This window comes from Bradyrhizobium sp. Arg237L (genome assembly GCF_029990105.1).
Lineage (GTDB): Bacteria > Pseudomonadota > Alphaproteobacteria > Rhizobiales > Xanthobacteraceae > Bradyrhizobium.
The window spans coordinates 18969-43514 of record NZ_JAQMIL010000037.1; the positions used below are offsets into that span (position 1 = coordinate 18969).

Annotated in this window: 21 protein-coding genes; 16 read left to right on the forward strand and 5 right to left on the reverse strand. The window is 60.9% G+C overall.

All coding sequences use genetic code 11. The features are described from left to right. Positions 1-80: 80 nt before the first annotated feature. The 10 genes from OZ411_RS22465 (at position 81) to OZ411_RS22510 (ending at position 13177) form a co-directional block, all read left to right on the forward strand. Entirely contained in the window at positions 81-1739 is a 1659-nt protein-coding gene (locus OZ411_RS22465) for an amidohydrolase (RefSeq protein ID WP_282529691.1), read from the forward strand. Continuing rightward, entirely contained in the window at positions 1736-2776 is a 1041-nt protein-coding gene (locus OZ411_RS22470) for a GTP-binding protein (RefSeq protein WP_282529692.1), read from the forward strand. Before OZ411_RS22465 ends, OZ411_RS22470 begins: the two co-directional genes overlap by 4 nt. A 189-nt stretch (positions 2777-2965) precedes the next feature. Then, on the forward strand, positions 2966-4219 hold the full coding sequence (locus tag OZ411_RS22475; RefSeq protein ID WP_282529693.1) for a sarcosine oxidase subunit beta family protein: 1254 nt from the start codon (positions 2966-2968) through the stop codon (positions 4217-4219). Between the two features lie 18 nt (positions 4220-4237). Next, positions 4238-4561, forward strand: coding sequence for a sarcosine oxidase subunit delta (locus OZ411_RS22480; RefSeq protein ID WP_130580089.1), 324 nt, complete (start codon positions 4238-4240; stop codon positions 4559-4561). Continuing rightward, complete coding sequence (locus OZ411_RS22485; protein ID WP_282529694.1) at positions 4558-7554, forward strand: sarcosine oxidase subunit alpha; 2997 nt, start codon at positions 4558-4560, stop codon at positions 7552-7554. Before OZ411_RS22480 ends, OZ411_RS22485 begins: the two co-directional genes overlap by 4 nt. Further along, positions 7547-8143 carry a sarcosine oxidase subunit gamma family protein gene (locus OZ411_RS22490; protein WP_282529695.1) on the forward strand — a complete coding sequence of 199 codons (597 nt, stop codon included), beginning with the start codon at positions 7547-7549 and terminating at the stop codon, positions 8141-8143. Before OZ411_RS22485 ends, OZ411_RS22490 begins: the two co-directional genes overlap by 8 nt. Positions 8144-8147: 4 nt before the next feature. Then, entirely contained in the window at positions 8148-9521 is a 1374-nt protein-coding gene (locus tag OZ411_RS22495; RefSeq protein ID WP_282529696.1) for an L-serine ammonia-lyase, read from the forward strand. Between the two features lie 11 nt (positions 9522-9532). Further along, the gene (glyA, locus tag OZ411_RS22500; protein ID WP_282529697.1) at positions 9533-10825 is read left to right on the forward strand and encodes a serine hydroxymethyltransferase; all 1293 of its coding nucleotides are present in this window, start codon (positions 9533-9535) and stop codon (positions 10823-10825) included. 31 nt (positions 10826-10856) lie between these two features. Then, entirely contained in the window at positions 10857-11288 is a 432-nt protein-coding gene (locus tag OZ411_RS22505; protein ID WP_165421217.1) for a dihydroneopterin aldolase, read from the forward strand. Then, positions 11279-13177 (forward strand): gamma-glutamyltransferase family protein, encoded by a 1899-nt coding sequence (locus tag OZ411_RS22510; protein WP_282529698.1) that lies wholly within the window; start codon positions 11279-11281, stop codon positions 13175-13177. The genes OZ411_RS22505 and OZ411_RS22510 overlap by 10 nt, the downstream gene beginning before the upstream one ends. A 17-nt stretch (positions 13178-13194) precedes the next feature. On the opposite strand, the gene OZ411_RS22515 is transcribed toward OZ411_RS22510, so the two are convergent. Continuing rightward, positions 13195-14058 carry a LysR family transcriptional regulator gene (locus OZ411_RS22515; protein ID WP_245475986.1) on the reverse strand — a complete coding sequence of 288 codons (864 nt, stop codon included), beginning with the start codon at positions 14056-14058 and terminating at the stop codon, positions 13195-13197. A 178-nt stretch (positions 14059-14236) separates the two neighbouring features. Here OZ411_RS22515 and OZ411_RS22520 point away from each other — a divergent pair, with 178 nt between their 5' ends. After that, positions 14237-14974 carry an isochorismatase family protein gene (locus OZ411_RS22520; RefSeq protein WP_282529699.1) on the forward strand — a complete coding sequence of 246 codons (738 nt, stop codon included), beginning with the start codon at positions 14237-14239 and terminating at the stop codon, positions 14972-14974. Positions 14975-15037: 63 nt separating this feature from the next. Here OZ411_RS22520 and OZ411_RS22525 read toward each other — a convergent pair whose 3' ends face one another. Then, the gene (locus tag OZ411_RS22525; protein WP_282529734.1) at positions 15038-15520 is read right to left on the reverse strand and encodes an N-acetyltransferase; all 483 of its coding nucleotides are present in this window, start codon (positions 15518-15520) and stop codon (positions 15038-15040) included. A 484-nt stretch (positions 15521-16004) separates the two neighbouring features. Here OZ411_RS22525 and OZ411_RS22530 point away from each other — a divergent pair, with 484 nt between their 5' ends. The 5 genes from OZ411_RS22530 to OZ411_RS22550 all read left to right on the forward strand — a co-directional run bounded on the left by OZ411_RS22530 (position 16005) and on the right by OZ411_RS22550 (position 20971). Then, the gene (locus tag OZ411_RS22530; protein WP_282529700.1) at positions 16005-17054 is read left to right on the forward strand and encodes an extracellular solute-binding protein; all 1050 of its coding nucleotides are present in this window, start codon (positions 16005-16007) and stop codon (positions 17052-17054) included. A gap of 46 nt (positions 17055-17100) precedes the next feature. After that, positions 17101-17979 carry an ABC transporter permease gene (locus OZ411_RS22535; RefSeq protein ID WP_282529701.1) on the forward strand — a complete coding sequence of 293 codons (879 nt, stop codon included), beginning with the start codon at positions 17101-17103 and terminating at the stop codon, positions 17977-17979. Further along, positions 17976-18794 carry an ABC transporter permease gene (locus OZ411_RS22540; protein ID WP_282529702.1) on the forward strand — a complete coding sequence of 273 codons (819 nt, stop codon included), beginning with the start codon at positions 17976-17978 and terminating at the stop codon, positions 18792-18794. Before OZ411_RS22535 ends, OZ411_RS22540 begins: the two co-directional genes overlap by 4 nt. A gap of 81 nt (positions 18795-18875) precedes the next feature. Continuing rightward, a complete protein-coding gene (locus OZ411_RS22545) occupies positions 18876-19913 on the forward strand; it encodes an ABC transporter ATP-binding protein (protein WP_282529703.1) in 1038 nt (345 codons plus the stop codon). Positions 19914-19993: 80 nt separating this feature from the next. Beyond that, complete coding sequence (locus OZ411_RS22550; RefSeq protein WP_282529704.1) at positions 19994-20971, forward strand: dipeptidase; 978 nt, start codon at positions 19994-19996, stop codon at positions 20969-20971. 503 nt (positions 20972-21474) lie between these two features. Here the strand turns inward: OZ411_RS22550 and OZ411_RS22555 are convergent. From OZ411_RS22555 to OZ411_RS22565, 3 genes are all read right to left on the reverse strand, one after another. Beyond that, positions 21475-22674 (reverse strand): ABC transporter substrate-binding protein, encoded by a 1200-nt coding sequence (locus tag OZ411_RS22555; RefSeq protein WP_282529705.1) that lies wholly within the window; start codon positions 22672-22674, stop codon positions 21475-21477. A 106-nt stretch (positions 22675-22780) separates the two neighbouring features. Continuing rightward, complete coding sequence (locus tag OZ411_RS22560) at positions 22781-23623, reverse strand: carbohydrate ABC transporter permease (RefSeq protein ID WP_282529706.1); 843 nt, start codon at positions 23621-23623, stop codon at positions 22781-22783. After that, positions 23620-24543 carry a sugar ABC transporter permease gene (locus OZ411_RS22565; protein WP_207234454.1) on the reverse strand — a complete coding sequence of 308 codons (924 nt, stop codon included), beginning with the start codon at positions 24541-24543 and terminating at the stop codon, positions 23620-23622. Before OZ411_RS22565 ends, OZ411_RS22560 begins: the two co-directional genes overlap by 4 nt. Positions 24544-24546: the final 3 nt, after the last annotated feature.

Consider the following 24546-nt stretch of genomic DNA (forward strand, 5'->3'; position numbering starts at 1 on the left):
GTGCACATTGGTTCACGGTTCGAACAAACGCGCCGCTCGGGTCATCCACGAGCCGACCACACAGTCAGGGGGAAATTCAAATGGGAGATATCACGGTCTATCGGGCGCGGAAAGTCATCACGATGGATCCGGGTCGTCCTTTCGCCCAATGCGTGGCGGTCAGGGATGGTCGCGTCCTGTCAACCGGTACCATCGAGACCATGCAGCCCTGGCTGAAACGGTACCCCTACAAGATCGACGACACCTTCGCGGACAAGGTCATCCTGCCGGGATTCATCGACCCCCACACGCACTTCGCGTTCTCGGCCGGCTATCTCGCGATGCACTACATCGGCCCGATCGACTCGCCGGGACCCCACGGCATCAACAAGGGACTGCCCACCCGCGCGGAAGTTGTCGCCAAGCTTCGCGAAGCCGCCAATGCCGACCCTGATCCGAATGCGCCGCTGATTGCCTGGGGATTGGACCCCGCATCGCAGGGCGGACATCTGCATCGCGATGAGCTCGATGCCATCTCCCTTAAGCGGCCGATGTGGGTGATCTCTTACGCTCCGCATTTCATCTACCTGAACAGCGCGGCGCTGGAACGGGCCAAGGTTCCAGACAACACGAACGTGCACGGCGTGATGCGGTATCCGGACGGCAGGTTGAACGGACAGTTCGTCGAACTGGAGGCGGGACGCCTGGCGCTCGGCGCGATGCGCGAAGCGATCGCAGAGCGCGGCGGCGTCGATGGCCTGAGGAGAATGGGTGACATCGCGCGGAAAGCCGGCGTCACCACGACCGCCGAAATGATCTTCGGCAAGGGAAACTTCGAGAACGAATGGGCGCTTCATTCGAAAGTGGTTCCGGACGAGAGCTTTCCGTTACGCATGGGTCTTGTTTCGCTCGAACTTGCACTCCACGCCGATCACGGCAGCAAGGGCGCGGATTTTCTTCTCGACGCGATGAAAAGGAGCGGCGACAAGCTTTTCTTTCATGGCGTGAAGTTTCTGTCCGACGGGTCGTTTCCCGCGATGTCCCTGCGGCTGAACTTTCCCGGCTATCTCGACGGAAGCAACGGTCTGCGCAACGATGTCCCGTGGGACGAACTCCACGAGCGAATGCTTCCCTATTGGAAGGCGGGTATCCAGATCCACTGTCACGCAAACGGTGACGAAGCGGTGGACGCTTCGCTGAATGCGCTGGCCAGGCTTCAGAAAGTGCAGCCGCAATTTGATCATCGCTTCACGCTGGAGCACTACTGCATCAGCACGCCCGACCAGGCCCGCCGGCTCAAGACGCTCGGCGGTGTCGCCAGCGTGAACAATTATTTCGTGCACTATCGCAGCCAGCTCCACGCCGAAGAGGGCTTCGGGCCGGATCGTTCCGAAGCGGTGGCGAGACTAGGATCCCTTGAGCGCGAAGGCGTGATCTTCGCGCTGCATTCCGACTATTCGCTGGTCCTGGTTCCGCTCCATCCGTTGACCGCCGCCTGGGTCGCGGTCAACCGCATCGCTCTGGACGGAAAAACGGTGTTGGCTCCGGGCGAGCGGATCGGTGTCGAGCGCGCGTTGCGTGCAATCACGATCGATGCGGCTTACGTGCTGGGCGCAGAACAGCGACTGGGGAGTCTGGAGCCCGGGAAATTCGCCGATTTTGCCATCCTCGAAGCTGATCCATTTGAGGTCGATCCCGTCGATCTCAAGGACATCAGGATCTGGGGCACGGTCCTCGGCGGCAAGCCGCAACCTGCATGACCGCCGGATCCCACGATCGAGCCGACGACATTATCGTGCCCGTCAGTCCGGCCGCCGGCAAAGAGACTCTGGCCATGTTGATGGGCATCTTTGAGGCCGCGAGGGTCGTCCCCCGCGCGGTTGCCACGGTATCGCTGCCGCTGACGATCGTCAGCGGCTTCCTGGGATCCGGAAAGACGACCCTGGTGAACCGTCTCCTTTCCGAGCCCGGCGGCAGGAGGATCGCCGTACTCGTCAATGATTTTGCGGCCGTAAACATCGACGAGGAACTGATCCGCTTTCAAAGCGAGGATACGATCGGCCTGACAAACGGTTGCGCGTGCTGTTCGATCAACGGCGATCTGGTCAACGCGATTCAGCGGCTGATCGAGCGAAAAGAACCTCCCGACGCCATCGTTCTCGAAGCGAGCGGGCTTGCGGATCCGCGCGGCATCGCGCAGGTGGCATTGGCCAATCCTGCGATACGGCTCGACGCCATCCTCACATTGGTGGATTGCGAAACATTCCCCGAGCGCATCAGGGATGAGAGAACCCGGCCGACGATGCTGGCGCAGTTGTCTGCGGCCGATATCATCGTAATGAGCAAATCCGACCTCATCGAGGATCGCCGGGACGCGATCAAGGGCCTGATCGAATTATCGGCTTCGGGCCGCACCATCCTCGAGGCGATGCACGGCAACATTCCTGCGGACATCGTGCTGGGCGTAAACGCCAGCCCCTCGTCCGCGTTCCGATGCTCTGCCGCTGACCATCACACCTCATTCGCATCAACGACGCGAAGCTGGTCGACACCGATACAAAGAGACGTGATCATGCGGGCGTTGCGCGAGCTTCCGCAGAATATCATACGGGCAAAAGGTCTCTTCTGCTTCAAGGACGACGAACGTCGAAGATTCGTCTATCAGCGAGTCGGCAAGCGCGAGAGTCTCGAGGCGGCGCCGGAGCTGTCGTGGATTGCCCAGCATGGCTCAAGGCTTGTCCTCATCGGCTTTTCCGACCAGTGGGATGAAGCGGAGGTGTCCCGGCTCATACCATGACCGGGCTCCGGCTATGCACTTCGGCCTGGTGAGGTGCCCCGGTCGCTACCGTCTGGGCCGAAAGTCAGGCGCCTCTGGCGACGTCAGCCGTCGGGATGTCGCTTTCATCCAACAAGCACGGCGAGCGGATGCTGGCGAGATCGTATCGGCAGGCGATAATAAATCGCAGTCATTCTGGCACGGGTACCCATGAGACGATTCTCTGCAATTTCCTTGTTTCGCGAAGCTCTCGGGGGACACGAGAAGTGGCCACGGCAGTGGCGTTCGCCCGAGCCGAAACCTGCCTACGACGTCGTGATCGTCGGAGGCGGCGGGCATGGCTTGGCGACGGCGTTCTACCTGGCTGAACGATACGGAATAACTGACGTCGCCGTGGTGGAGAAGGGATGGATCGGCGGCGGCAACACCGGTCGCAACACGACGATCATCCGATCGAACTATCTCTTTGACGAGAGCGCCAGGTTCTACGAGCATGCCTTGAAGCTTTGGGAAGGGCTCTCGCAGCAACTGAACTACAATGTGATGTACTCCCCGCGGGGCGTGCTGATGCTCGCCCACAACATTCACGACGTCCAGAGCTTCAAGCGGCACGTCCATGCCAACAGGCTCAACGGCATCGACAATGAATGGCTGTCGCCACAGGAGTGCAAGGAGTTCTGTCCTCCGCTGAATGTCGGCGGTGCCATGCGCTATCCCATCCTTGGCGGTGCTTTGCAGCGGCGGGGCGGTACGGCCCGACACGATGCGGTCGCGTGGGGATACGCAAGGGCCGCGGACGCGCGTGGCGTTGACATCCTGGAAAACTGCGAGGTCCTCGGCATCCGCCGCGCGATATCGGGCCGGGTAGAAGGACTCGAAACGTCGAGGGGCTTCATTCGGGCCGGCAAGGTCGGAGTCGTCGCGGCCGGCAATACCAGCGTCGTCATGAACATGGCCGGGGTAAGGTTGCCGCTGGAGAGTTTTCCGCTCCAGGCCCTGGTCTCGGAGCCCGTCAAGCCCGCCTTTCCCTGCGTGGTGATGTCAAACACCATCCACGCCTACATCTCGCAATCCGACAAGGGAGAGATGGTCATCGGTGCCGGCACGGATGCTTACACATCCTATTCACAGCGGGGCGCCCTGCATATCGCCAGCCACACGCTCGATGCCATTTGCGAGCTTGTGCCGATGTTCAGAAGACTGCGGATGTTGCGCAACTGGGGTGGCATCGTCGACGTGACCCCCGATCGATCCCCGATCGTGGCGAAGACGCCGGTGCCCGGGCTCTATCTTAATTGCGGTTGGGGCACCGGAGGCTTCAAAGCGACGCCGGGCTCAGGTGACCTGTTCGCCTGGACGATCGCAAAGGACGATCCTCATCCGATCAACGCGCCCTTCACGATCGAGCGCTTTCGCGATGGCGTGATGATCGACGAAGCCGCTGCTGCGGCCGTGGCCCACTAGTCTTGGAAATTCAGTCACATGCTTCTCATCAAGTGCCCCTTCTGCGGCCCGCGGCCAGAACTCGAGTTCTCCTATGGAGGACAGGCGCATATCGCGCGCCCGAAGGATCCGGCGTCTCTCGATGACGAGGCGTGGGCGGAATACCTGTACATAAGAAGCAATTCGAAAGGACTGCACGCGGAACGCTGGAGGCATATTCACGGCTGCGCGCGTTTCTTCAACGTGCAGCGGAATACGGTCTCCGACGCGATTGTGTCGACCTACAAGATTGGCGAGGAGCCTCCCAAGCCGGTCGAACCGGGGCTGGAAGAGCGGTCCAGCAGGAGCGGAGCGGCGCTATGAGATACCGGCTCCCCGCGGGCGGCCGCATCGATCGCGACAAGCCCATGTCGTTCCACTTCGACGGAAAGAAATATTCCGGGTTCGCAGGCGACACGCTCGCTTCGGCACTTATCGCCAACGGCGTCCATCTCGTCGGCAGATCGTTCAAGTACCATCGTCCTCGCGGCATCATGTCCGCCGGCGCGGATGAGCCGAACGCGCTCGTGGGTGTGGGCAACGAGGAATCGCGCTATACGCCGAACCTTCGCGCAACGCAGGTCGAGCTCTACGACGGCCTCGTGGCCGAGAGCCAGAACCGTTGGCCATCCCTGTCGCTGGACTTCAGCGGCGCAAACGACCTGTTCTCGCGATTTCTCCCGGCGGGCTTCTACTACAAGACCTTCATGTGGCCGGCGTCGGCGTGGAAGAAGCTGTACGAGCCGATGATCCGGCGCGCCGCCGGGCTGGGGCGCGCCCCGAACGCGGCCGACGCCGACCGTTATACGCAAGTGTACGGGCATTGCGATGTCCTGGTCGTCGGGGCGGGGCCAGCCGGGCTTGCGGCCGCCCTGGCGGCGGCGCGATCGGGAGTGAGGGTCTTCGTCTGCGACGAGCAGGACCAGATGGGAGGCTCGCTGCTGTCGGAGCGGGAAGCAACCATCGACGGGCAGGCGGCCGCTGATTGGCTGGAGCAGACTATCCAGGAATTGAAGTCGCGAACGAACGTGGTCCTGTTGCCGCGGACCACCGCGTTCGGTTGGTATCCGCACAATTTCCTTGGGCTATGTGAGCGCGTCACGGACCATTTGGGACCGGCAATCACAAAGCAACCGCGGGAGCGGATGTGGCAGGTACGGGCTAGGGAAGTGGTTCTCGCGACGGGTGCGATCGAAAGGCCGATGGTGTTTCCAGGCAATGATCGCCCCGGAATCATGATGGCTGAGGCGGCGCGAACCTATGCCAATCGCTATGGGGCGTTGCCCGGCACCAGGGCAGTCGTCTTCACCGCTTGTGACAGCGCTTATCGTGCGGCACTCGAGCTGAAGAGCGCCGGGATAGAGATCACCGCGATAGCGGACGTGAGATCAAATCCGAACGGGCGGTGGATCGAGCGGGCGCGAGCGGCCGGCATAGACGTGCGTCCCTCCACTGTAGTTACCGGCACTTACGGCCGTCTGCACATCTCGCATGTCGATGTGGCCAGGATCTCGGGAGGAAGCGCAGGGCATCCCGAAACCTTCGCGTGCGACCTTCTGCTGATGTCGGCGGGCTTCACGCCGAGTGTGCACCTGTTCTCGCAGTCGCGCGGCAAGCTCGTCTACGACGAGGATCTGAAGGCATATCTGCCGGGTGAATCGGTCGAGCGCGAGCGTTCCGTGGGAGGTTGTCGAGGCGTGTTCGACCTCAGCACATCTCTCGCCGACGGGTTCGCGGGAGGACTCAGCGCGGCAAAAGCGGCGGGAGGGACTGTGGCGGCCGAGCACAAATTTTCGGTTTTCGCCCAATCGTTGGGGAGAGACGGTTTCGTTGGCGCGCCGCCGAGCGGCGGCGGATCGCGTCGAACACGGGCCTGGGTCGACTTCCAGAACGACGTCACCGCAAAGGACATTGAACTTGCGACGCGCGAAGGCTTTCGCTCCATCGAGCACGTCAAGCGCTACACGACGACGGGTATGGCGACCGACCAGGGCAAGACGTCCAACATGAACGCGTTGGGTATCGTCTCGCAGACTCTGGCGCTGCCCGTCTCCAAGGTCGGCCTGACGACCTTCCGTCCGCCATATACGCCGACAACCTTCGGCGCATTTGCCGGTCAGTCGAGAGGAGAGCTGTTCGATCCGGTTCGGAAGACGTCGATCCACGAATGGGCACGCGAGAACGGCGCCGTCTTCGAGGACGTGAGCCTTTGGAAACGGGCCCATTACTTCCCGCGGCCGGGCGAGGACATACACGCGGCGGTCAGACGCGAATGCAAGGCTACGCGGGAATCTGTCGGCATTTTCGATGCCAGCACGCTCGGCAAGATTGAGGTCGTCGGCAAGGACGCCGCCGAGTTCATGAACCGGATGTACACCAATGCGTGGACGAAGCTCGAGCCCGGACGTCTACGCTATGGAGTCATGCTGCGCGAGGACGGCTTCATCATGGACGACGGAGTGGTCGGGCGGATGTCACTCGACCGATTCCACGTCACAACAACGACAGGTGGCGCAGCCCGCGTACTCGCCCTCATGGAAGATTACCTGCAGACGGAGTGGTCGGATCTTGACGTCTGGTTGACGTCGACAACGGAGCAATGGGCAGTCATCGCCGTCCAGGGACCGAATGCACGCAAGGTGCTCGAGCCGCTTGTCCAAGGCATCGACATCTCCCAACAGGCGATGCCGCACATGAGCGTGCAGGAGGGACGTATCTGTGGGGTGCCGACGCGGCTTTTCAGGGTCTCCTTCACCGGCGAACTGGGCTTTGAGGTCAACGTCCCCATGGGATACGGGCGCGGTGTGTGGGAGGCGATCTGCGCCGCGGGACGTGAGTTCGGCATCACGCCCTACGGCACCGAAACGATGCACGTTCTTCGGGCCGAGAAGGGATACATCATCGTTGGCCAGGAGACCGACGGCACTGTGACCCCCGACGACCTGGGGGTCGCCTGGGCGATCGGAAAAGCCAAGAAGGACTTCGTTGGCAAACGTTCGCTGGCGCGGCGCGCCATGAGCCGAAGCGATCGAAAGCAATTGGTCGGGCTGCTCACCGTGGATCCGAAGATCGTATTGGAGGAAGGGGCGCAGGTCGTCGCCGACCCGTCCGAACCTGTCCCCATGACGATGATCGGTCACGTAACGTCATCGTATTGGAGCGCCGCGCTCGATCGTTCGATCGCTCTTGCCTTGGTGCAAGGAGGCCGGGCGCGGATCGGCTCACGTCTGAGCGTTCCGATGCCAAGCGGGCCTCTCACGGTCGAAGTGGTCCAGCCGATTTTCTACGATCCGGAAGGGAAGCGTCTCGATGGTTGAGGCAACGATCGTCAGGGTGAACTCGCTGGCGGCCGTCAGCCGCGACAGCGCAAATTCTCCGCAGGCTTGCTTAGCGGTGCTGCCTGACGCTGCGAAATTAGTGTTTCGCGGACGTCCCCCGTCGGTTGGCGCCGCCGCAGAGGCATTCGGCGTCGAGTTGCCCCAAACCGCCAATCGTTTCAGCGAGGCGGGGCCGCGCAAGGCCTATTGGTTGGGCCCGGACGAGTGGCTGCTGGAAGCGATCGGGCAGGATTCTTCGGAACTCTTCTCAGCGATGGCCGAAAGGCTCGCCTCCCATTCCTGCTCTCTCGTCGACGTCAGTCATCGATCCGACTCCATGGAAATGAGGGGACCGATGAGCGAGTACGTGCTCAACCACGGCTGCCCGCTCGATCTTTCGGAACGAGCGTTCCCGATCGGGATGTGCACGCGCACCATTCTCGGCAAGTCGCCGATTATACTCTCCCGAACGGAGCCTGAAGTGTTTCACCTGGATGTTTGGCGCTCGTTCTCGCCTTACGTCTGGTTGCTTCTGGATGACGCCCGCCGGGAATTCCTCGACGATGAGTCTGCCAGGTCGCCCACGTGATTTCATGATCGGGACGTTCGAGCTCTTCAAGATCGGTATCGGCCCATCGTCGTCCCATACGGTCGGCCCGATGAAGGCGGCGGCCCGCTTTGCCGAGAGCGTAGAGCTTGCTGGTCTGCTGCCACGCGTGGCGCGGGTGCGGGTCGACCTGTTCGGATCGCTCGCCTGGACCGGCAAAGGACACGGCACGGACAAAGCCGTCATTCTCGGCCTTGCCGGCCAGCTTCCTGATACGGTCGATCCCGATGATGCCGACAGGATCGCCGCGTCGGCCAGGCAGGGCAGGGTACTCCATTTCGCAGGCAAGTATCGGATCGCGTTCGATCCCGAGGCGGACATCGTGTTCGACGGCATCACCCCTCCGGTCCATCATCCGAACACGCTGGCGCTTACGGTCTTCGATTCAGCCGGGGAGCGGCTCCTTGAGCAGCGATGGTGCTCGGTCGGAGGCGGCTTCGTCGTTCCGGAAGCCGAGGTGGGAAAACCATCACCTATCTCGTCGACGCCGGTGCCCTATCCCTTCCGCTCGGGCCGTGACCTCCTCACGATGGGAGCTTCGTCCGGCCTCTCCATTGCCGAGATGGTTCTGGGCAACGAGACCTCGCGGCTGCCGCGCGAGGAGGTCGAGAGCAATCTCGATCGCATCGTCGCGGTCATGATGGCTTGCATAGACCGCGGCATGGTGACGGAGGGAGAGCTCCCCGGCGGTCTCGAGGTGCGGAGGCGGGCGCCTGCGCTCCATCGGAGGCTCCTCTTGGCATCGGGAGCGAACAATCGCGCGCAGCATGCCGTGATGGATTGGGTCAGCCTGTACGCGATCGCCGTCAACGAGGAGAACGCCGCCGGAAGCCGCGTCGTCACCGCGCCGACCAACGGCGCCGCCGGCATCATTCCGGCCACGCTGCGTTACTTCCGCGATCATTGTCACGACGCCGATGCGGAAGGGCTGCGCCGCTTTCTTCTGACCGCTTCCGCGATCGGAGCCCTGTTCAAGATGAACGCATCCATCTCCGGCGCGGAGGTCGGATGTCAGGGGGAAGTCGGCGTCGCCTGCTCGATGGCGGCCGCGGGATTGGCGGCCGTTCTCGGCGGCACCAACGCGCAGATCGAGAATGCAGCCGAAATCGGCATGGAGCACCATCTCGGCATGACCTGCGATCCGATCGGTGGTCTGGTGCAGATCCCCTGCATCGAGCGAAACGCGTTCGGGGCCATCAAGGCCATCAGCGCTGCCTCGCTGGCGCTCCAGGGCGACGGGACACACGTGGTGTCGCTCGACAAGGTCATCGCGACGATGCGCGAGACTGGCCGGGATATGCAATCCAAATACAAGGAGACCTCGCTCGGAGGACTCGCGGTGAATCTGGCGGAATGCTGAAGGAAACACACATGGGACAGGTTGCGTCGAACAAGTTCTTCACCACCGACATCTCGATTCTGGATCCCGAGATAGCCTCGGCTATAGCGGACGAGCTGAGGCGACAGCAGGAAGAGATAGAGCTGATCGCTTCCGAGAACATCGTGTCGCGCGCGGTTCTGCAGGCGCAAGGCTCGGTTCTGACGAACAAGTACGCGGAAGGCTATCCGGGACGACGCTACTACGGCGGATGCGCGCATGTCGACGTGGCGGAGGAGGTCGCGAGGGAGCGCGCGAAGAAACTCTTTGGCTGCGCCTTCGCGAACGTGCAACCGAATTCGGGCAGTCAGGCCAACCAGGGCGCCTTCATGGCTCTCATGAAGCCGGGCGATACTTTCATGGGACTGGACCTGGCCGCAGGGGGCCATCTTACCCACGGCGCGAAGCCGAACATGTCAGGCAAATGGTTCAATGCGGTGAGATACGGCGTGCGTCCGGATGATCACCGGATCGACATGGACGCGCTGGAGCGCCTCGCACGGGATCATAAGCCGAAGGTCATCGTTGCAGGCGGGTCGGCTTACTCGCGCTTCTGGGACTTCGCGGAATTCCGTCGGATCGCTGATACAGTCGGCGCATATCTCATGGTCGACATGGCGCATTTCGCCGGCTTGGTTGCCGGTGGCGTGCATCCGTCACCCATCCCTCATGCGCATGTCGTAACCTCGACGACCCACAAGACGCTGCGCGGTCCTCGCGGGGGTCTGATCCTGTGCAACGACGCGGAGTTGGCAAAGAAGATCGACTCGTCGATCTTTCCGGGGCTTCAAGGCGGGCCGCTGATGCATGTGATCGCCGCCAAGGCGGTTGCGTTCGGCGAAGCACTGACGCCGGAGTTCCGCCGATACGCAAACGAAGTCGTCGGCAACGCCAAAACGTTGGTGAACACCCTGATGGAACGGGGATATTCCGTTGTTTCTGACGGGACCGACAATCATCTGTTTCTGGTCGATCTGCGTTCCAAGAACCTCAACGGCAAGACGGCTGAAGCCGCGCTCGGGCGCGCTAACATCACCTGCAACAAAAACGGGATACCTTTCGACCCCGAGAAGCCGACCGTTACCTCGGGAATTCGGCTGGGAACTGCGGCAACGACATCGCGGGGGTTCGGTGAAAGAGAATTTCAGACGGTGGGCAATCTGATCGCGGACGTATTGGACGCCGTGTCGCTCGCGAATACCGGCGCGGCGCCGGCCGTCGAGCAGCGCGTGAGAGGGCAGGTCGCCGAGCTCACGAAGGCGTTCCCCATCTATCCGCTCGCTTGAAGTGACGCGTTGTCCGGCACCTTCGCGATCGGTGGATCCCGACGGAATTTTCGTCCGCGGATTGCTGGTCAACTCGCCCGTCGATCTCATCGACCGGACGACGATGCGATCCCTGGAGGTTGATTTGGACTTGTCGATTGATCTAAGCAGGGCCGCTTCGAGTGACAACCTGGCGGATACCGCGAACTACTCGGATCTCGTCCGCGAGATTTCGCGCGCCTTCGCGTCGTCCGATCACGCCTCCCTCGCTGAGGCAGCGGCATCCGCTGCGGAGGCGGTCCTTGCGGCCGCCGCCAATGCCGATGGAGTGAAGCTGACCGTGCGCGATCCTCGTGTGACGTTTGGGACGGCCGTTGGCAGGATCGGTGTGTCGGTGGAGCGGAGCAGGCGCGGAACCGTCGAAGTTGCGCCACATGATGATGCGGCCAACATGCGTCTTTCCGCGAAGCGAGGATGGGCCTGAAGCAACGAGAGGCGAAAATGTCGAGCAATTTGGCACTGGGAAATTTCCGGCTCAGCTACGGCCCCGATGCCGGCGAGGGCGCGTTCACGACGAGGCCGGAAATCGTCGGCGCGTTCGGGGTGGTCGCTTCGACTCATTGGCTGGGAACCGCCGCAGGCATGCGCATCCTCGAAAAGGGAGGCAATGCCTTCGACGCCGCCGTGGCCATCGGCTTCGCGCTCCAAGTCGTCGAGCCGCATCTCAACGGCTTCGGCGGTGAGGTCCCGATCATCTTCCATGACGCGAAATCGGGACGGGCGCGCGTGCTGTGCGGGCAAGGAGTCGCGCCGGCGGGCGCCACGATTGAGGCGTTCGCCGGGCTGGGTCTCGACATCATTCCTGGAAGCGGGTTTCTTCCCGCGTGCGTTCCCGGCTCGTTCGGCGCCTGGATGAGGCTGCTCCAGGACTACGGGACAATGGGCGTGGGCGACGTTCTGGAATCCGCCATCACCTACGCTCGCGACGGTTACGTGATGCTTCCCAGGATTGCCGCGGCGATTCAAACGGTCGCTCCCCTTTTCCGGGAGGAATGGCCGACATCGGCGAGCGTCTATCTGAAAGATGGCCTGCCGGCGCCAGGCTCTCTATTTGCGAATCCGGACCTTGCATCGACGTATGAGAGAATCGTCCGGGTCGCCGAGGAAACGCGCGGGACGAGAGAACAGAAGATAGAAGCCGCCCGCAAGGCGTTCTACCAGGGGTTTGTCGCCGACGCGATCGAGCGGTTCGTCCGGACGCCCGTGATGGATACGTCGGGATCGCGGCATGCCGGACTCATCTCCGGACAGGATCTCTCGCTCTGGCAAGAGACGTACGAGGATCCGCTTTCCCTGAGCTATGGCGACTTTCAGGTGCTCAAGCCGGGACCGTGGACGCAGGGACCGGTGTTCCTCCAGCAGCTCGCCCTGCTCAAGGGATTCGATCTGTCCTCGATGGATCCCCTCGGCGCCGACTTCATTCACACCGTCACCGAGTGCTCCAAGCTCGCGTTCGCCGATCGCGAGAAGTATTACGGCGATCCGAATTTTGTCGATGTGCCGATGGCAAGGCTTCTGAATGAGGACTACGCGAGCGCGCGACGAGAGTTGGTGGGCAGCGCTGCCTCACTGGACTTCCGGCCGGGCTCGATCGAGGGCTTCGATCATGCCGTGCCCTATACCGTTGGCGACGCCGAGGACGGGAGCGCGGCGCTGGGCGCCGGTGAGCCGACGGTCGCCCGCTCCACGGCCGTTAGCGGAGAGCCCGCGATCAGCCGCCGCGGGGCCGTGCGTGGCGATACGGTCCATCTCGACGTGATCGATCGGCACGGCAATATCGTTTCGGCAACGCCGAGCGGAGGCTGGCTGCAAAGTTCGCCGGTGATCCCTGGACTCGGATTCGCGCTCGGGACGCGAGCGCAGATGTTCTGGCTCAAGCCGGGGCTTCCATCGTCGCTTGCCCCCGGCAAGCGGCCCAGGACAACACTTTCCGTTTCGCTGGTGTACAGGGACGCGGACCCATACGCGAGTTTCGGTACTCCGGGCGGCGATCAACAGGACCAGTGGAGCTCGGTCTTCTTTCTGCGCCACGTGCATCACAATCTCAATCTGCAGCGCGCGATCGACGCACCGATGTTTCACAACGACCACATGCCGAGCTCGTTTTTTCCGCGCCGCGCCAAACCCGGTTCATTGACCATGGAAAGTCGTTTTTCAATGGACGTGCAGAAGGAGCTTGCGGACAGGGGCCATCGCATCGAAATCGTCGACGGATGGTCGCTCGGAAGGCTTTCGGCGGTTTCCAAAAGAGGGAGGGTTCTGCGCGCGGCGGCGAACCCTCGCTATATGCAGGGTTACGCCTTTGGTCGTTAAGTAATACCGCGCGATCATCAGCCGATGGATGGGTGGCCTTGCTCGGCCAGCTCAATGAAGGCGCGGACCGTCTTGGACCTGTTCGTTCTTTTCCAGACCAGAAGCGTTTCCAGACAGAACCGTTGATCGTCGATCGGACGCAGATCGATGTTCTGACCGGCGAACCCGATCAAGCTCTTCGGATAGATCGTAACGCCGAGGCCGGCCGCGACCAGTCCGAGCAGCGCCATCGGATTCGACGCTTCCAGGCTGACGTTCATGCTCAGGCCTTCCGCCGAGAAGATGTCGCTCAGGCGCCAGCGATACGCTTCCCACTCGCCCATATCTCCGAGAATAAGATCCTGCCCGGCGAGATCGGCTGGACGTATCGTTGGTGCACGGGTCAACGCGTGATCCCGCGGCGCAACGAGATAAAGCGGCTCCACGCAAGCCACCAGGCTCTGGAAATCGGGATGGTCGAACGGCCCGATCATGTAGCCTACGTCGATCTCGTCATGTGCGAGCGCCAGCTTCTGACCCTGGGTACGCATGTAGCGCAGGTTCAGCGCGACATGCGGGTAGAGTCGTCTGTACCGAGAGACTGCCGAAGGCATCAGCGTCGTTGCCGCGAAAGACATGTAAGCCAATCTCAGCTCTCCGGTCTTGCCCTGCGCAACGAGACGAGCCGCGCCGACCGCCCGTTCGTAACCCCGCAACAGCTCGACATTTGTTTCGTAAAACGAGCGGCCCGCTGGCGTGAGCGAAACTTCTCGGGTGGTACGCTCGAACAGCTTGAATCCGAGCTGCTGTTCCAATCGCTGAATACGACGGGTCAGAGCCGACTGATCAATATTGAGGCGTTGGGCGCCGCGTCGGAAGCTGAGTTCCTCGGCAACCACCACAAAGGACTGCGTGAGTTCGATACCTTCGTCTCCGCACATTCGGCGCCTTCCCTACGGGCGAGTGAAGGATATCGATTGATGCAGGCCGTGCAACAACAATTGGTGAACGGTCACTTCCGCTCGCGCCGCCTTTCGTCATGATGGCCTCGATGGAGCCGTCGGTCAGGGCGGCCGGACAATGAGGAGATTGACCGTGCAGGACGTCGACAATCGTGAGCTCAATCGCATGTTGCAGCAGGCCTTCGATGCTTCGACGAAGATCTATCAGGAGCGCGGTTTCCAGCGTCGCATCGGATTCGGAACACGTCCGGCGCTGGTGAGCGTCGACCTCGCCAACGCCTGGACGCGCCCGGGCAATCCCTTCACTTGCGATCAGGAAGCGATGGACAACGAGATCATCCCGGGCATGCAGCGGCTCCTGAAGGCCTGCCGTGCGAACGGCCATCCGGTGATCCACGTGACCACGGCCTACGAGATCACCGACCGGAATGCACCGTTTACCGACATGGGCTTGTGGCACTGCAAAATACCGATCGAAGTCGTCAATCTCAACGATCCGGCGCTCTGGGCCATCGACGCGCGCATCGCTCCGGTCGAGGGGGAATATACGTTGCTGAAGAAACGGGCGAGCGCGTTTCATGGCACGGGCCTTGGGGGAATTCTGCGCGCTGCCGGCGTCGACACCATCCTGGTAACTGGCGTGACCGCGACGGCATGCGTCCGTACGACGATCTGCGATGGCTTGGCGGACGGTTTTCGCACCATTGCCGTTCGTGAGTGCATCGGCGACCGCGTACCCGGTGCGGTCGCCTGGAACCTCTACGACATCGACGCCAAGTTCGCTGACGTGCACAGCGTCGATGAATGCGTTGACTATTTGAACAGCATGGGATCGACGCGCATAGCGGCCGAGTAGCGCTCTCGTGGCGACGGCGAGATAGACAGAGTCTCGCCGTCGTTGGTCATGAACGGTTCGCAGCTACAGCGACTTGAACATCACAAGCGCATCGACATAGTCGCCAGAGGGCCGACGGAAGGCGAGTGGCAGGCGACCGACGTCCCGGAAGCCAAGAGAATGCCAGAGGCTGACGGCGCGCTCATTGCTGCTGACAACGAAATTGAATTGCATCGCGGAAAATCCCTGGCTCTTCGCCTGCAACAGGGAGTGTTCGCACATCCGCCGAGCGATGCCTTTTCCCTGCGCGCTCGGGTGCGTCATGTAGCCGCAATTGGCGACATGCGATCCGCCTCCGGCCTGATTGGCGCGAAGGTAGTAGGTGCCCAGCGCGATTCCGTCTTGCACCGCAATCAAGGTTTGACGATCTGTCCCCATCCAATAGCTGAGAGCGTCTGCCTCCGACATGTCCTTAGGGAGTGCATACGTCTCGCCGGCGCGAATGACGGGGCCGATGATCGACCAGATCGATGCGCTATCCTCACTTGTGGCAGGCCTTATCTTCAGCATGAGTGCTTGTTCCATGGGTATGTCGAGAGAGAGGATAGAGAGCCTCGCCGATGAAGCTCGGGACGAGCCAATTCTATTCTAATACAGAGAACGGCGATCCAAGTGCTCCGGTCCTCACATCAGGCGGCGCCGCGCCGTGACTTGCCGTGTTGTTGAGGCAATCGCAAACGTAGCTCAACCTGGGCATCACTTCTGAAGTGTAGAACTACGCCAGGTCGATGGCGATGCGATCGTGTGCCGTTTGCTTAGCCGATGGGCGGCCATCTGCATACTTGCTGCACATTGCTCGGGTCGTGCGACGCGACGCCCGTAGCGTCTTCCAACAGCTACAATTTTCATGTCGCATTCATACAAGCCCCGGCTGGCAGTGCACGTATACATTTTTGTGACTTTCGGAACGCGAAAGCAAGAGGGGACACGGGAGGGCACTTGCTGCTTTGGCAATGGCGCCAAAGGAGCGAGTGGCACAACGGAGGGACGCATGGGCTATCTGATCAACCGGCGCGGGTTTCTTGCGGGTGCAACGAGCGCGGTGGCGCTCACGTTAGGCGCGCGCGGTGTCCGTGCCGAAGGCGGCCAAATCATCGTCGCCAATTGGGGTGGGGACTGGAACGATCGCACGGTCCAGTTCTTCGAAGCACCCATTGTCGAGAAAGCCGGTTACACTGTTGTCCGCGACCTCGACGGGTTCGACCAACGCAGAACAAAGATCATTGCGAGCCGCAGGCTGCCGCGTGCGCCGATGGATGTCGCGCATATGGACGACGCGACTGCGTTTGAATTGGCCTCGCTAGAAGCGCTTGACGCGATCGATGAGCAGGCCGTCCCACGACTGAAAGATACCCTGCCCATCCTGCGAACGCCTACGTTCGTTCCCTGGCAATACAGCGCCTGGATCATCGGTTACAATCCCAAGAAATTGAAGGAGGCTCCCAAGAGCTTTGCCGATCTCTGGGACCCCAAATACAAGGGTATCGTCGGTTTGAGCGACGCCCACTGGTTTCACCACATCGAGTCCACGGCACTCAAGCTCGGAAAGTCCCTCGACAACATCAATATCGAGGCCGTGAAAGCCAGCATGATGGAATGGAAGAAAGCGGCCAGCCCGCGCATCTATCCGAACCATCTGCAGATCGAGCAGGCGCTCAAGAACGAAGAGATCCTCGTCGCCCCCGAATACAAGGCCCGAATCCTGCAATTCGCTTCGGAGGGTGTCGATGTGGTTTCCGCGTATCCGGCGGAGGGCGGCATCGGCATCATCTTCGGCCTGGTGATGCCGAAGAAGGGACCGAATCCTCAGGCGGCCAAAGTCTACTGCAATGCGTTGCTTGACCCGGACGGGCTCACGGCTCTGGTCCAGAAGTCATTCTATTCGCCATCAAACACCAAGTCGGTGTTGCCTGAAGCTGCCGCCAAGCAGATCGAATTCACTGAGCAAGAGAAGAAGGCGATCCATAACCGGCCCCATGCATTCTGGCTGAAGAACCGCAATGATCTGCTCGACTGGTGGAACAAAGAATTCAAGAGCTGAACGCGTCTAGATGACCACGCTAGTAGTCGCACGAGAGTCGAGCGGCATGCCTGCCGTCGCAAGACGCACCCGGTGGGCTGCCCCTTATGCCTTATCGGGACCGGCCTTCGTATTTGTCTCGCTACTGCTGATGCTTCCGCTTCTCATGATGCTGCGGCTGAGCTTCTACCAGTACGACGCGGCGCAGATGTACATCCAGGCGTTCACGCTGGATAACTACGTCAGGTTCTTCAAGGACGAATTCTACCGTCAGGTGTTGTGGACGACCCTCTGGGTCTCGGCAGTCACGACTTTGCTGTGTCTGATCGGTGGATTGGCTGTTGCGTACTTCATGGCCAGGACGAATTCGACCATACTGAAGCGGTATTTGATTATCGCAATCGTCTTGCCGCTGTTCATGGGGAACGTGGCGAGGACCGCCGGATGGATCATCATCCTCGATAACAAGGGCCTATTGAATTTCCTGCTGCAACAACTCGACCCGGGAGGGGAAACGCTGCAGCTACTCTACACGTCCGGCGCGGTAATCACGGGTCTGACGTCGGTCCTATTGCCATTCATGATCGTGACGCTCAACAGCGTCATGCACAATATCGACGTATCGCTGGAGGAGGCGTCGCTAAATCTGGGGGCTTCGGCGCTGACAACGTTTCGCCGGATCATCCTTCCTCTTCTGATGCCGGGTATCTTCGCCGGCTGCGTACTGTGCTTTATCCTGTCGATGAATGCCTATGCGACACCAATTCTCATCGGTGGGCCAAAATTCTACATGATGGCGCCGACCATCTACAAGCAGATATCGGCGGCCATGAACTGGCCGTTCGCCTCGGCGCTGGCGTTCATACTGATCTCGCTGACGATGGTGCTCACCGTCGCGTCCGCCGTAATGTTCAATCGGACGGCACGGGTAGGCGCCCTCCGATGACGAGTATCAGCAAAGCGAGCCCACTCAGGTGGACCTATCTGATCTTCGTATGGGCCATCATACTCTTCGTGCTCGTCCCGCTCGCGACAACGATATGGGTTGCGTTCTTCAGCAACAAGATCCTTTCGTTTCCTCCCGAGGGATATACGGGAACCTGGTTCGTTCAGGCTTGGAGCCTCGAAGCCTTCAGGAGCGGCTTCTTCCTGAGCTTTCAGGTCGCGGTTAGTGCGTCGGTGCTCGCGCTATGCCTGGGCGTTCCCGCAGCGCTCGCGATCGGCAGATACAAGTTCCGGGGACGGGAGTTCATCAACACTGTGCTGATGTCGCCGCTGATGATCCCGGCCATCGTCGCCGGCAGCGCGATCTACCTGTTCTACATTGAGCTCCAGATCTGGAGCGACGTTCAGTTCGCCTCTACGGTTTACGGCCTGACTTTGGCCCATGCCTTGATCGCGATACCGTGGGTGTTGCGGCTGCTCGTTGCATCCCTGGCGGGGGTCGATCCGGCGATCGAGGAAGCATCGCTTAGTCTCGGCGCGACGCGGCTTACGACTTTCTTCCGCATCACGCTTCCGCTGATACGCCCGGGTATCACGGCTGGCGTTCTGTTCGGATTCATCGCTTCGTTCGGCGATCTTGAGAAGTCGCTCCTGCTGGTCGGCCCAGGCCGCATCACGTTGCCGATAGCGATGCTCAACTATCTGGAATACCGAACCGATCCGACAATCATGGCGGTCGCGACCATCCAGGTTCTCATCATCGCGATCGCGCTCATCATTTCCGACCGATACGTGCGTCTCGGCCGAACATTCTGAAGAATAGAAGGGCTAACGGTGTCCCAGGTCACCCTCAAGAACGTGGTGAAGCAATACGACTCCTTCGTCGCTGTGAGGGAAATGTCGCTCGATATTGCGAACGGAGAATTCCTGGCGCTTCTTGGGCCCAGCGGATGTGGAAAGACCACGACGCTTCGGATGATCGCGGGCTTTATCGACGCGAGTGCGGGCCGGATCTTCTTCGGCGATCAGGACGTGACCGATCTTCCGCCCAACAAGCGCAACACGGGAATGGTCTTTCAGGGCTTTGCCCTGTTTCCCCATATGAACGTCCATCAGAACATCGCCTACGGACTGGAGATGCGCCGGGTTCCCAAAGGCGATATCGGACAGCGCGTCGCCAAGGTTCTGGACCTGGTGCAGCTCGGCCGTTTCGCAGAACGCATGCCGCGACAATTGTCGGGAGGGCAGCAACAGCGGGTCGCGTTGGCTCGCGCGCTGGTCATCAATCCGCATGTGCTGTTGCTGGACGAGCCGCTGTCGGCCCTTGATGCGAAGCTACGACACGATGTTCGGTTGCAGATCAGACGATTGCAACAATCGCTTGGGCTGACGACCGTGTTCGTCACACACGATCAGGAGGAAGCGCTCAGCCTGGCAGATCGGCTCGTGGTGATGAACGGGGGTGCCATCGAGCAGATCGGGAGCCCCGCCGATCTCTACGAACGACCGGCTACGCCTTTCGTCGCCGACTTCATCGGTAAGACAAACTTCTTCAAGGGAACGCTGGCTGGCGATAGGTTCACGACCGATGCGGGAATTTCCCTCAGGGTTGCGCCCAAAGTCGCGCGGGCGACGCTGCTTGGGGTGAGACCCGAGAAAATCAAGATTGCCGTCGGCCCGGCATCCGCGGCAACGGTGCACGGCGACGCGAACGAGATCGACGGGGTGGTCGAGCTCATCAGCTATCTCGGACCTTTCACCGAGTATCAGATTAAGGTCCCCGGCGAGCAACGTCTTCTGGTTCAGCAGGCCAATCGGGACGTGCCGGAAGCGGTCAACCCAGGACAAGCGGTCAGGCTCACGATTGCTCCGGAGTGGTGCTTTCTCTTCAATGCGGACCCAGGCACGAATGCGAACCTGGAGAGCGAGCCCTAACGGAGCATTCACTTGGTACCGGCGGCGTCCCCATCGCTGCCCGGCGTTCGAACATCGATTTGCGTCAGGAGGACAAGAACATGTCGTCGCAACTGCACGAGCGCTCGATCGTCATTGACGGTCTGATCATCTCCAATTTTGGCCGGGATATATTCGAGGACATGCGAAAGGGAGGGCTTACGGCCGCCAATTGCACGTGCTGCATTTGGGAGGGGTTCACCGAGACGATGCGGAACGTGATGCACTGGAAACACTGGTTCCGCGAACATGGCGATCTGATCAAACAGGTCTATACAACCCAGGACATCATGGCTGCGAAAAAGGAAGGAAGAACCGGGATCATACTGGGGTGGCAGAATATCACCGGTATAGAGGATCAGATCGGCTATCTCAGCCTCTTCAAGGAGCTCGGTGTTGGCATCATTCAGATGGCCTACAACACCCAGAACCTCGTGGGGACCGGCTGTTATGAAAGCAAGGACGGTGGGCTGTCCGACTTTGGACACGAGGTGGTTGCCGAGATGAACCGACTTGGCATCCTGTGCGACCTCTCGCATGTCGGTCCTCTGACGAGCACGGACGTGATCCTTGCTTCCAAGAACCCCGTGACTTACTCGCACTGTCTGCCCGCCGGGCTTAAGTCCCATCCGCGCAACAAGAGCGATGAGCAACTGAAGTTTATCGCCGATCGCGGCGGGTTCGTCGGCGTTACGATGTTTCCTCCTTTCCTCAAACGCGGCGTGGAAGCCACGGTTGACGACTACGTCGAAGCGATCGAATACGTAATCGACATCTGCGGCGAGCGAAACGTCGGTGTCGGCACCGATTTCACGCAAGGTTACGCGCAGCCCTTCTTCGATTGGATCACGCACGACAAAGGCTACGGACGCAAGCTCACGGACTTCGGGAATGTGATCAATCCGGAGGGCATGCGCACCATCGGTGATTGGCCAAATCTCACGGCCGCGATGGAGAAACGCGGCTGGAATTCGAGCAAAATCGAGGGCGTGATCGGAAAAAACTGGCTGTCGGTCTTGCGCGAAGTCTGGGGAGCCTAGATCGCCCGGGTATGCAGATCGTCATGAAGGAGGACGAAGCTGATTCCGGTTAGCAAGAAAGGCAAGCCTCTGCGGCTGGGCTCGTTCGAATTCGGCATAGTCATTGCTTGCCACCCCTTGCGTACGCGGGTTTGTTGAGGGTGCCTCCATGAGGAACTGGTTCACGCAGTTGAGGGCATCGCTTAGGTTCAAAGGAGACGTCAGCGATTTTCACATCTGTCCCGACGGTGCGCAGGTGTCGTTGCCCACAGGAATAAAACAAAGCGATGGGGTTCTTGACTACCATGGTCGTACCGGCCTCGAGCCTGAAATTATCGAACATGGTCCGGTTCAAAGCGAGAAGGATGGCCGAGTTGGAAGAGGGCGATAGCTTCTCATTCTTGCCTGACACATTCTTGGCTTTAGAGCGTTTTCGAGCGAAGTGGACACCGGTTCGCGTGAAGAAAACGCGTCAAGACAAGAATCTAGAACTTCGGCTCTGATTCAATCAGAACCGAAATGCTCTAGCCGCTGCATTTGGGCATAAGGCCATTCACATCCTGCACCAGGCTGGGCATCACTTCCGCGGCGGGGCGCTTGCCCGTCACCAGGCTTTCCGTGTGGCTCTTGATCACCTCGATGATCTTCAGCGAATTGCCACCCGGAAAGGACGCCCAGTCCGTCAGCACCGGCAGTTGCTGAATGCTGGTCATGTGGTTGGGGTTCTTGGCATAGAATGCCCCGAGGAGCTCGGGCGACTTCACCGCGATCTCATTGCCGGGCATGTAACCGGTATAATTCACCATGAGCGTCTGACCGATCGGGCCGGTGACAAACTTCACATACTCCCATGCTGCCTTCCGCCGCTCGGCATCCTTGGCGAAGATCATGGCGACATTGCCGCCCGCAGGCAGCTTGCCGTCTGGTGTTGACAACGGAAACGCGACCGTCTTGAAATCAAAGCGGTTGCCGATCTGGCGGTCTGCCGCAGCCACATAGGACGTGGAATCGACGAGAATGGCGAGGCTGCCGGCGACGAATGACTGACGCGCCTGGCTGATACCGAAATTGGGCATTCCCGACTTGCCAAAAGACTCCAAGGTCTTGAGTGCCCACATGCCGGCATCGTCATTGAACGCTATCGTGCAGCCGTCGGCCTTCAGCATGTGCCCGGCGCGGCTGGTGACGAGTGACTGCAACAGCCAGTTTCCGGTTTGGTCCCACTGGTAGTAGAATCCCGTCACGCCGGCTCCGGCGCTTGCCTGAATTTTCTGACCTGCGGCGACCAGTTCGGGCCAGGACTTGGGCAGGGCAGCCGGATCGAGGCCGGCCTTCTTCACCAGGTCGGCGTTCACGTAGAGCACAGGGGTTGAGACCGCAAAAGGCAGACCATAGAGCTTGCCTTTCCATTGGCCGAGCGCTGCGAGCGTGGAGTAGTAGCCAAGTTTGTCGAGGCCGCCATCCGCCGCCACGAAGGTATCGAGGGGGGCGCCGAGACCGCGATCCACGAACAAGCCGATCTGGTTGATGCCGTTGAACGCGACATCCGGCACGCTGCCGGTGATCTGGTCACGCAGGATCTGCTGTGCCCCTTCTTCGTATCCGGCCACTGGATTGCGAAACTTCACCTTGATGTCGGGATGGGTCTCGGTGAAGCGCTTGGCCAGCTCCTGCTGAAGAGCATTGAAGGTCCCCGGCGTGGTGTAAAGCACGTCCAGCGTCATCTCCGCATGGGCAGGGGTGACCGCGAAGGCGGCCAGGAATGTGGCACCCACGCCCCTCAACACGCGGCGCGGCAGCAGTCTGTCGAGCATGACAATCTCCCTTTGGTCACTTCATGGCAGTGGTCGCCAGCCCGTCGATGAAGCGGCGCTGGGCGAAGAGGAAGGCGAGTAGCAGTGGGGTGACGATGATCGTGGCGCCGGCCATGAGCGGGCCGAGGAATTGACCCGCCTCGTCGTCGCGGAACAGGAGGATGCCGAGGGCCGGTGTCGAGATGTCTTCGCTCCGCACGGCAATGAGCGGCCAGAACAGGTCGTTCCAGTGGGCCACTACCGAGAAGATGCCGAAAGCGGCAAGCGCCGGCGCGCTCATGGGCATCATGATGCGCCAGATGATCTCGAACTCACCGAGTCCATCGAGCCGCGCGGCGTGGATGATCTCGTCGGGGATGGATCGGAAGAACTGGCGCAGCAGGAAGATACCGAAGGCAGAGACGATCCAGGGAAGAATGAGAGCCGCGTAGGTGTCGAGCAGCCCGAAGACGTAGAGCAGGACAAAATGGGGAATGGCCAGGGCCTGCGGGGGTACGAGAAGCCCCACCAGTACCGCGGAAAACAAGGTGTCGCGTCCGCGGAAGCGCAGTTTGGCGAGGGCGTAGGCGCATGGCACGCAGATCACGAGCTGCAGCGCGAAGATGACCGCGCAGACGAAGACACCATTGAGCAGGAAACGGAGCATCGGCGCGGCGGTCAGTGCAACGCGATAATTCTCAACGCCGTGGAAGGTTTTGGGCCAGAGGTGGAAGTCGGGTTGAAAGATCTCATCCGGTGGCTTCAGGGACAAGCTGACCATCCACACGAAAGGCAGCAACGCGAATGCTGCCGAAACGACAAGCAAAGCGTGGCGCGCGATGCGTCCCGCGACCCGGGATCGGCGGCGATGCGCGCTCATGAATAGTGCACCCGGCGTTCGATGAAGCGCGCCTGGGCAAGCGTGAGGGCGATCACGATAGCAAGGTAGACCACTGTCAGGGCTGCGCCGTAGCCGGTGCGCAGATAGTCGAAGCTTTCGGAATAGAGCCGATTCAGCAGGACCTCGGAGGCGTAGTTCGGACCGCCCTGGGTGAGCACGCGCACGCTATCGAACACCTCAAAGGCGCGGCTTGCGGTGAGGACGATGACGAACATGGTGACCGGCCCCAACATGGGGAGAGTCACGATGCGCAGCCGGTCAAAGAGGCCGTCCGCTCCATCGACTGCAGCGGCATCGTAGAGCTGTTGGGGCACCGCCTTCAGGCCGGAGACAAAGAGCACCATCGCGAAGCCAAAGCCCTGCCAAATGCCAATAAGGGCGACGGCGAGGAGCGCGGTGTGCTCGTCCCGCAGCCAATTGATGCCGGTCAAGCCGAATGTGGCGAGCGTCCGGTTGACCAGGCCGATGCTGGGATGAAGCATGGTGCCCCACACCACGGCCATCGCCGACATGGTGGACATGACCGGCAGAAAGTGCACCGCGCGATAGAAGCCGCGCAGGCCAGGGCTCGCCTCGATGAGCAGAGCTGTGGCAAGGCCAAGCCCCACCGTCCCCGGCACCACGATAGCGACATAGATGCAAGTGTTGACCAGGGCCTTCCAAAAGGGCGGGTCCGCCCACAACGCAGCAAAATTCTCGATACCGACGAAGTGGAAGGTCGTGGCGCCCAACTGCCAGTCGGTGAACGAGAACAGGATCACCGCCGCGGCCGGGCCAAAGAGCAGGCAAATCAGCAGGATCAAGGCCGGGGAGACGGCGAGCCAGCCGACCGTGGCCTCTGCAGCCTGATGTTGCCGACGACGGGCAACCGGGCGAGCGCGGCGGTGGACCAAGGCCATCAC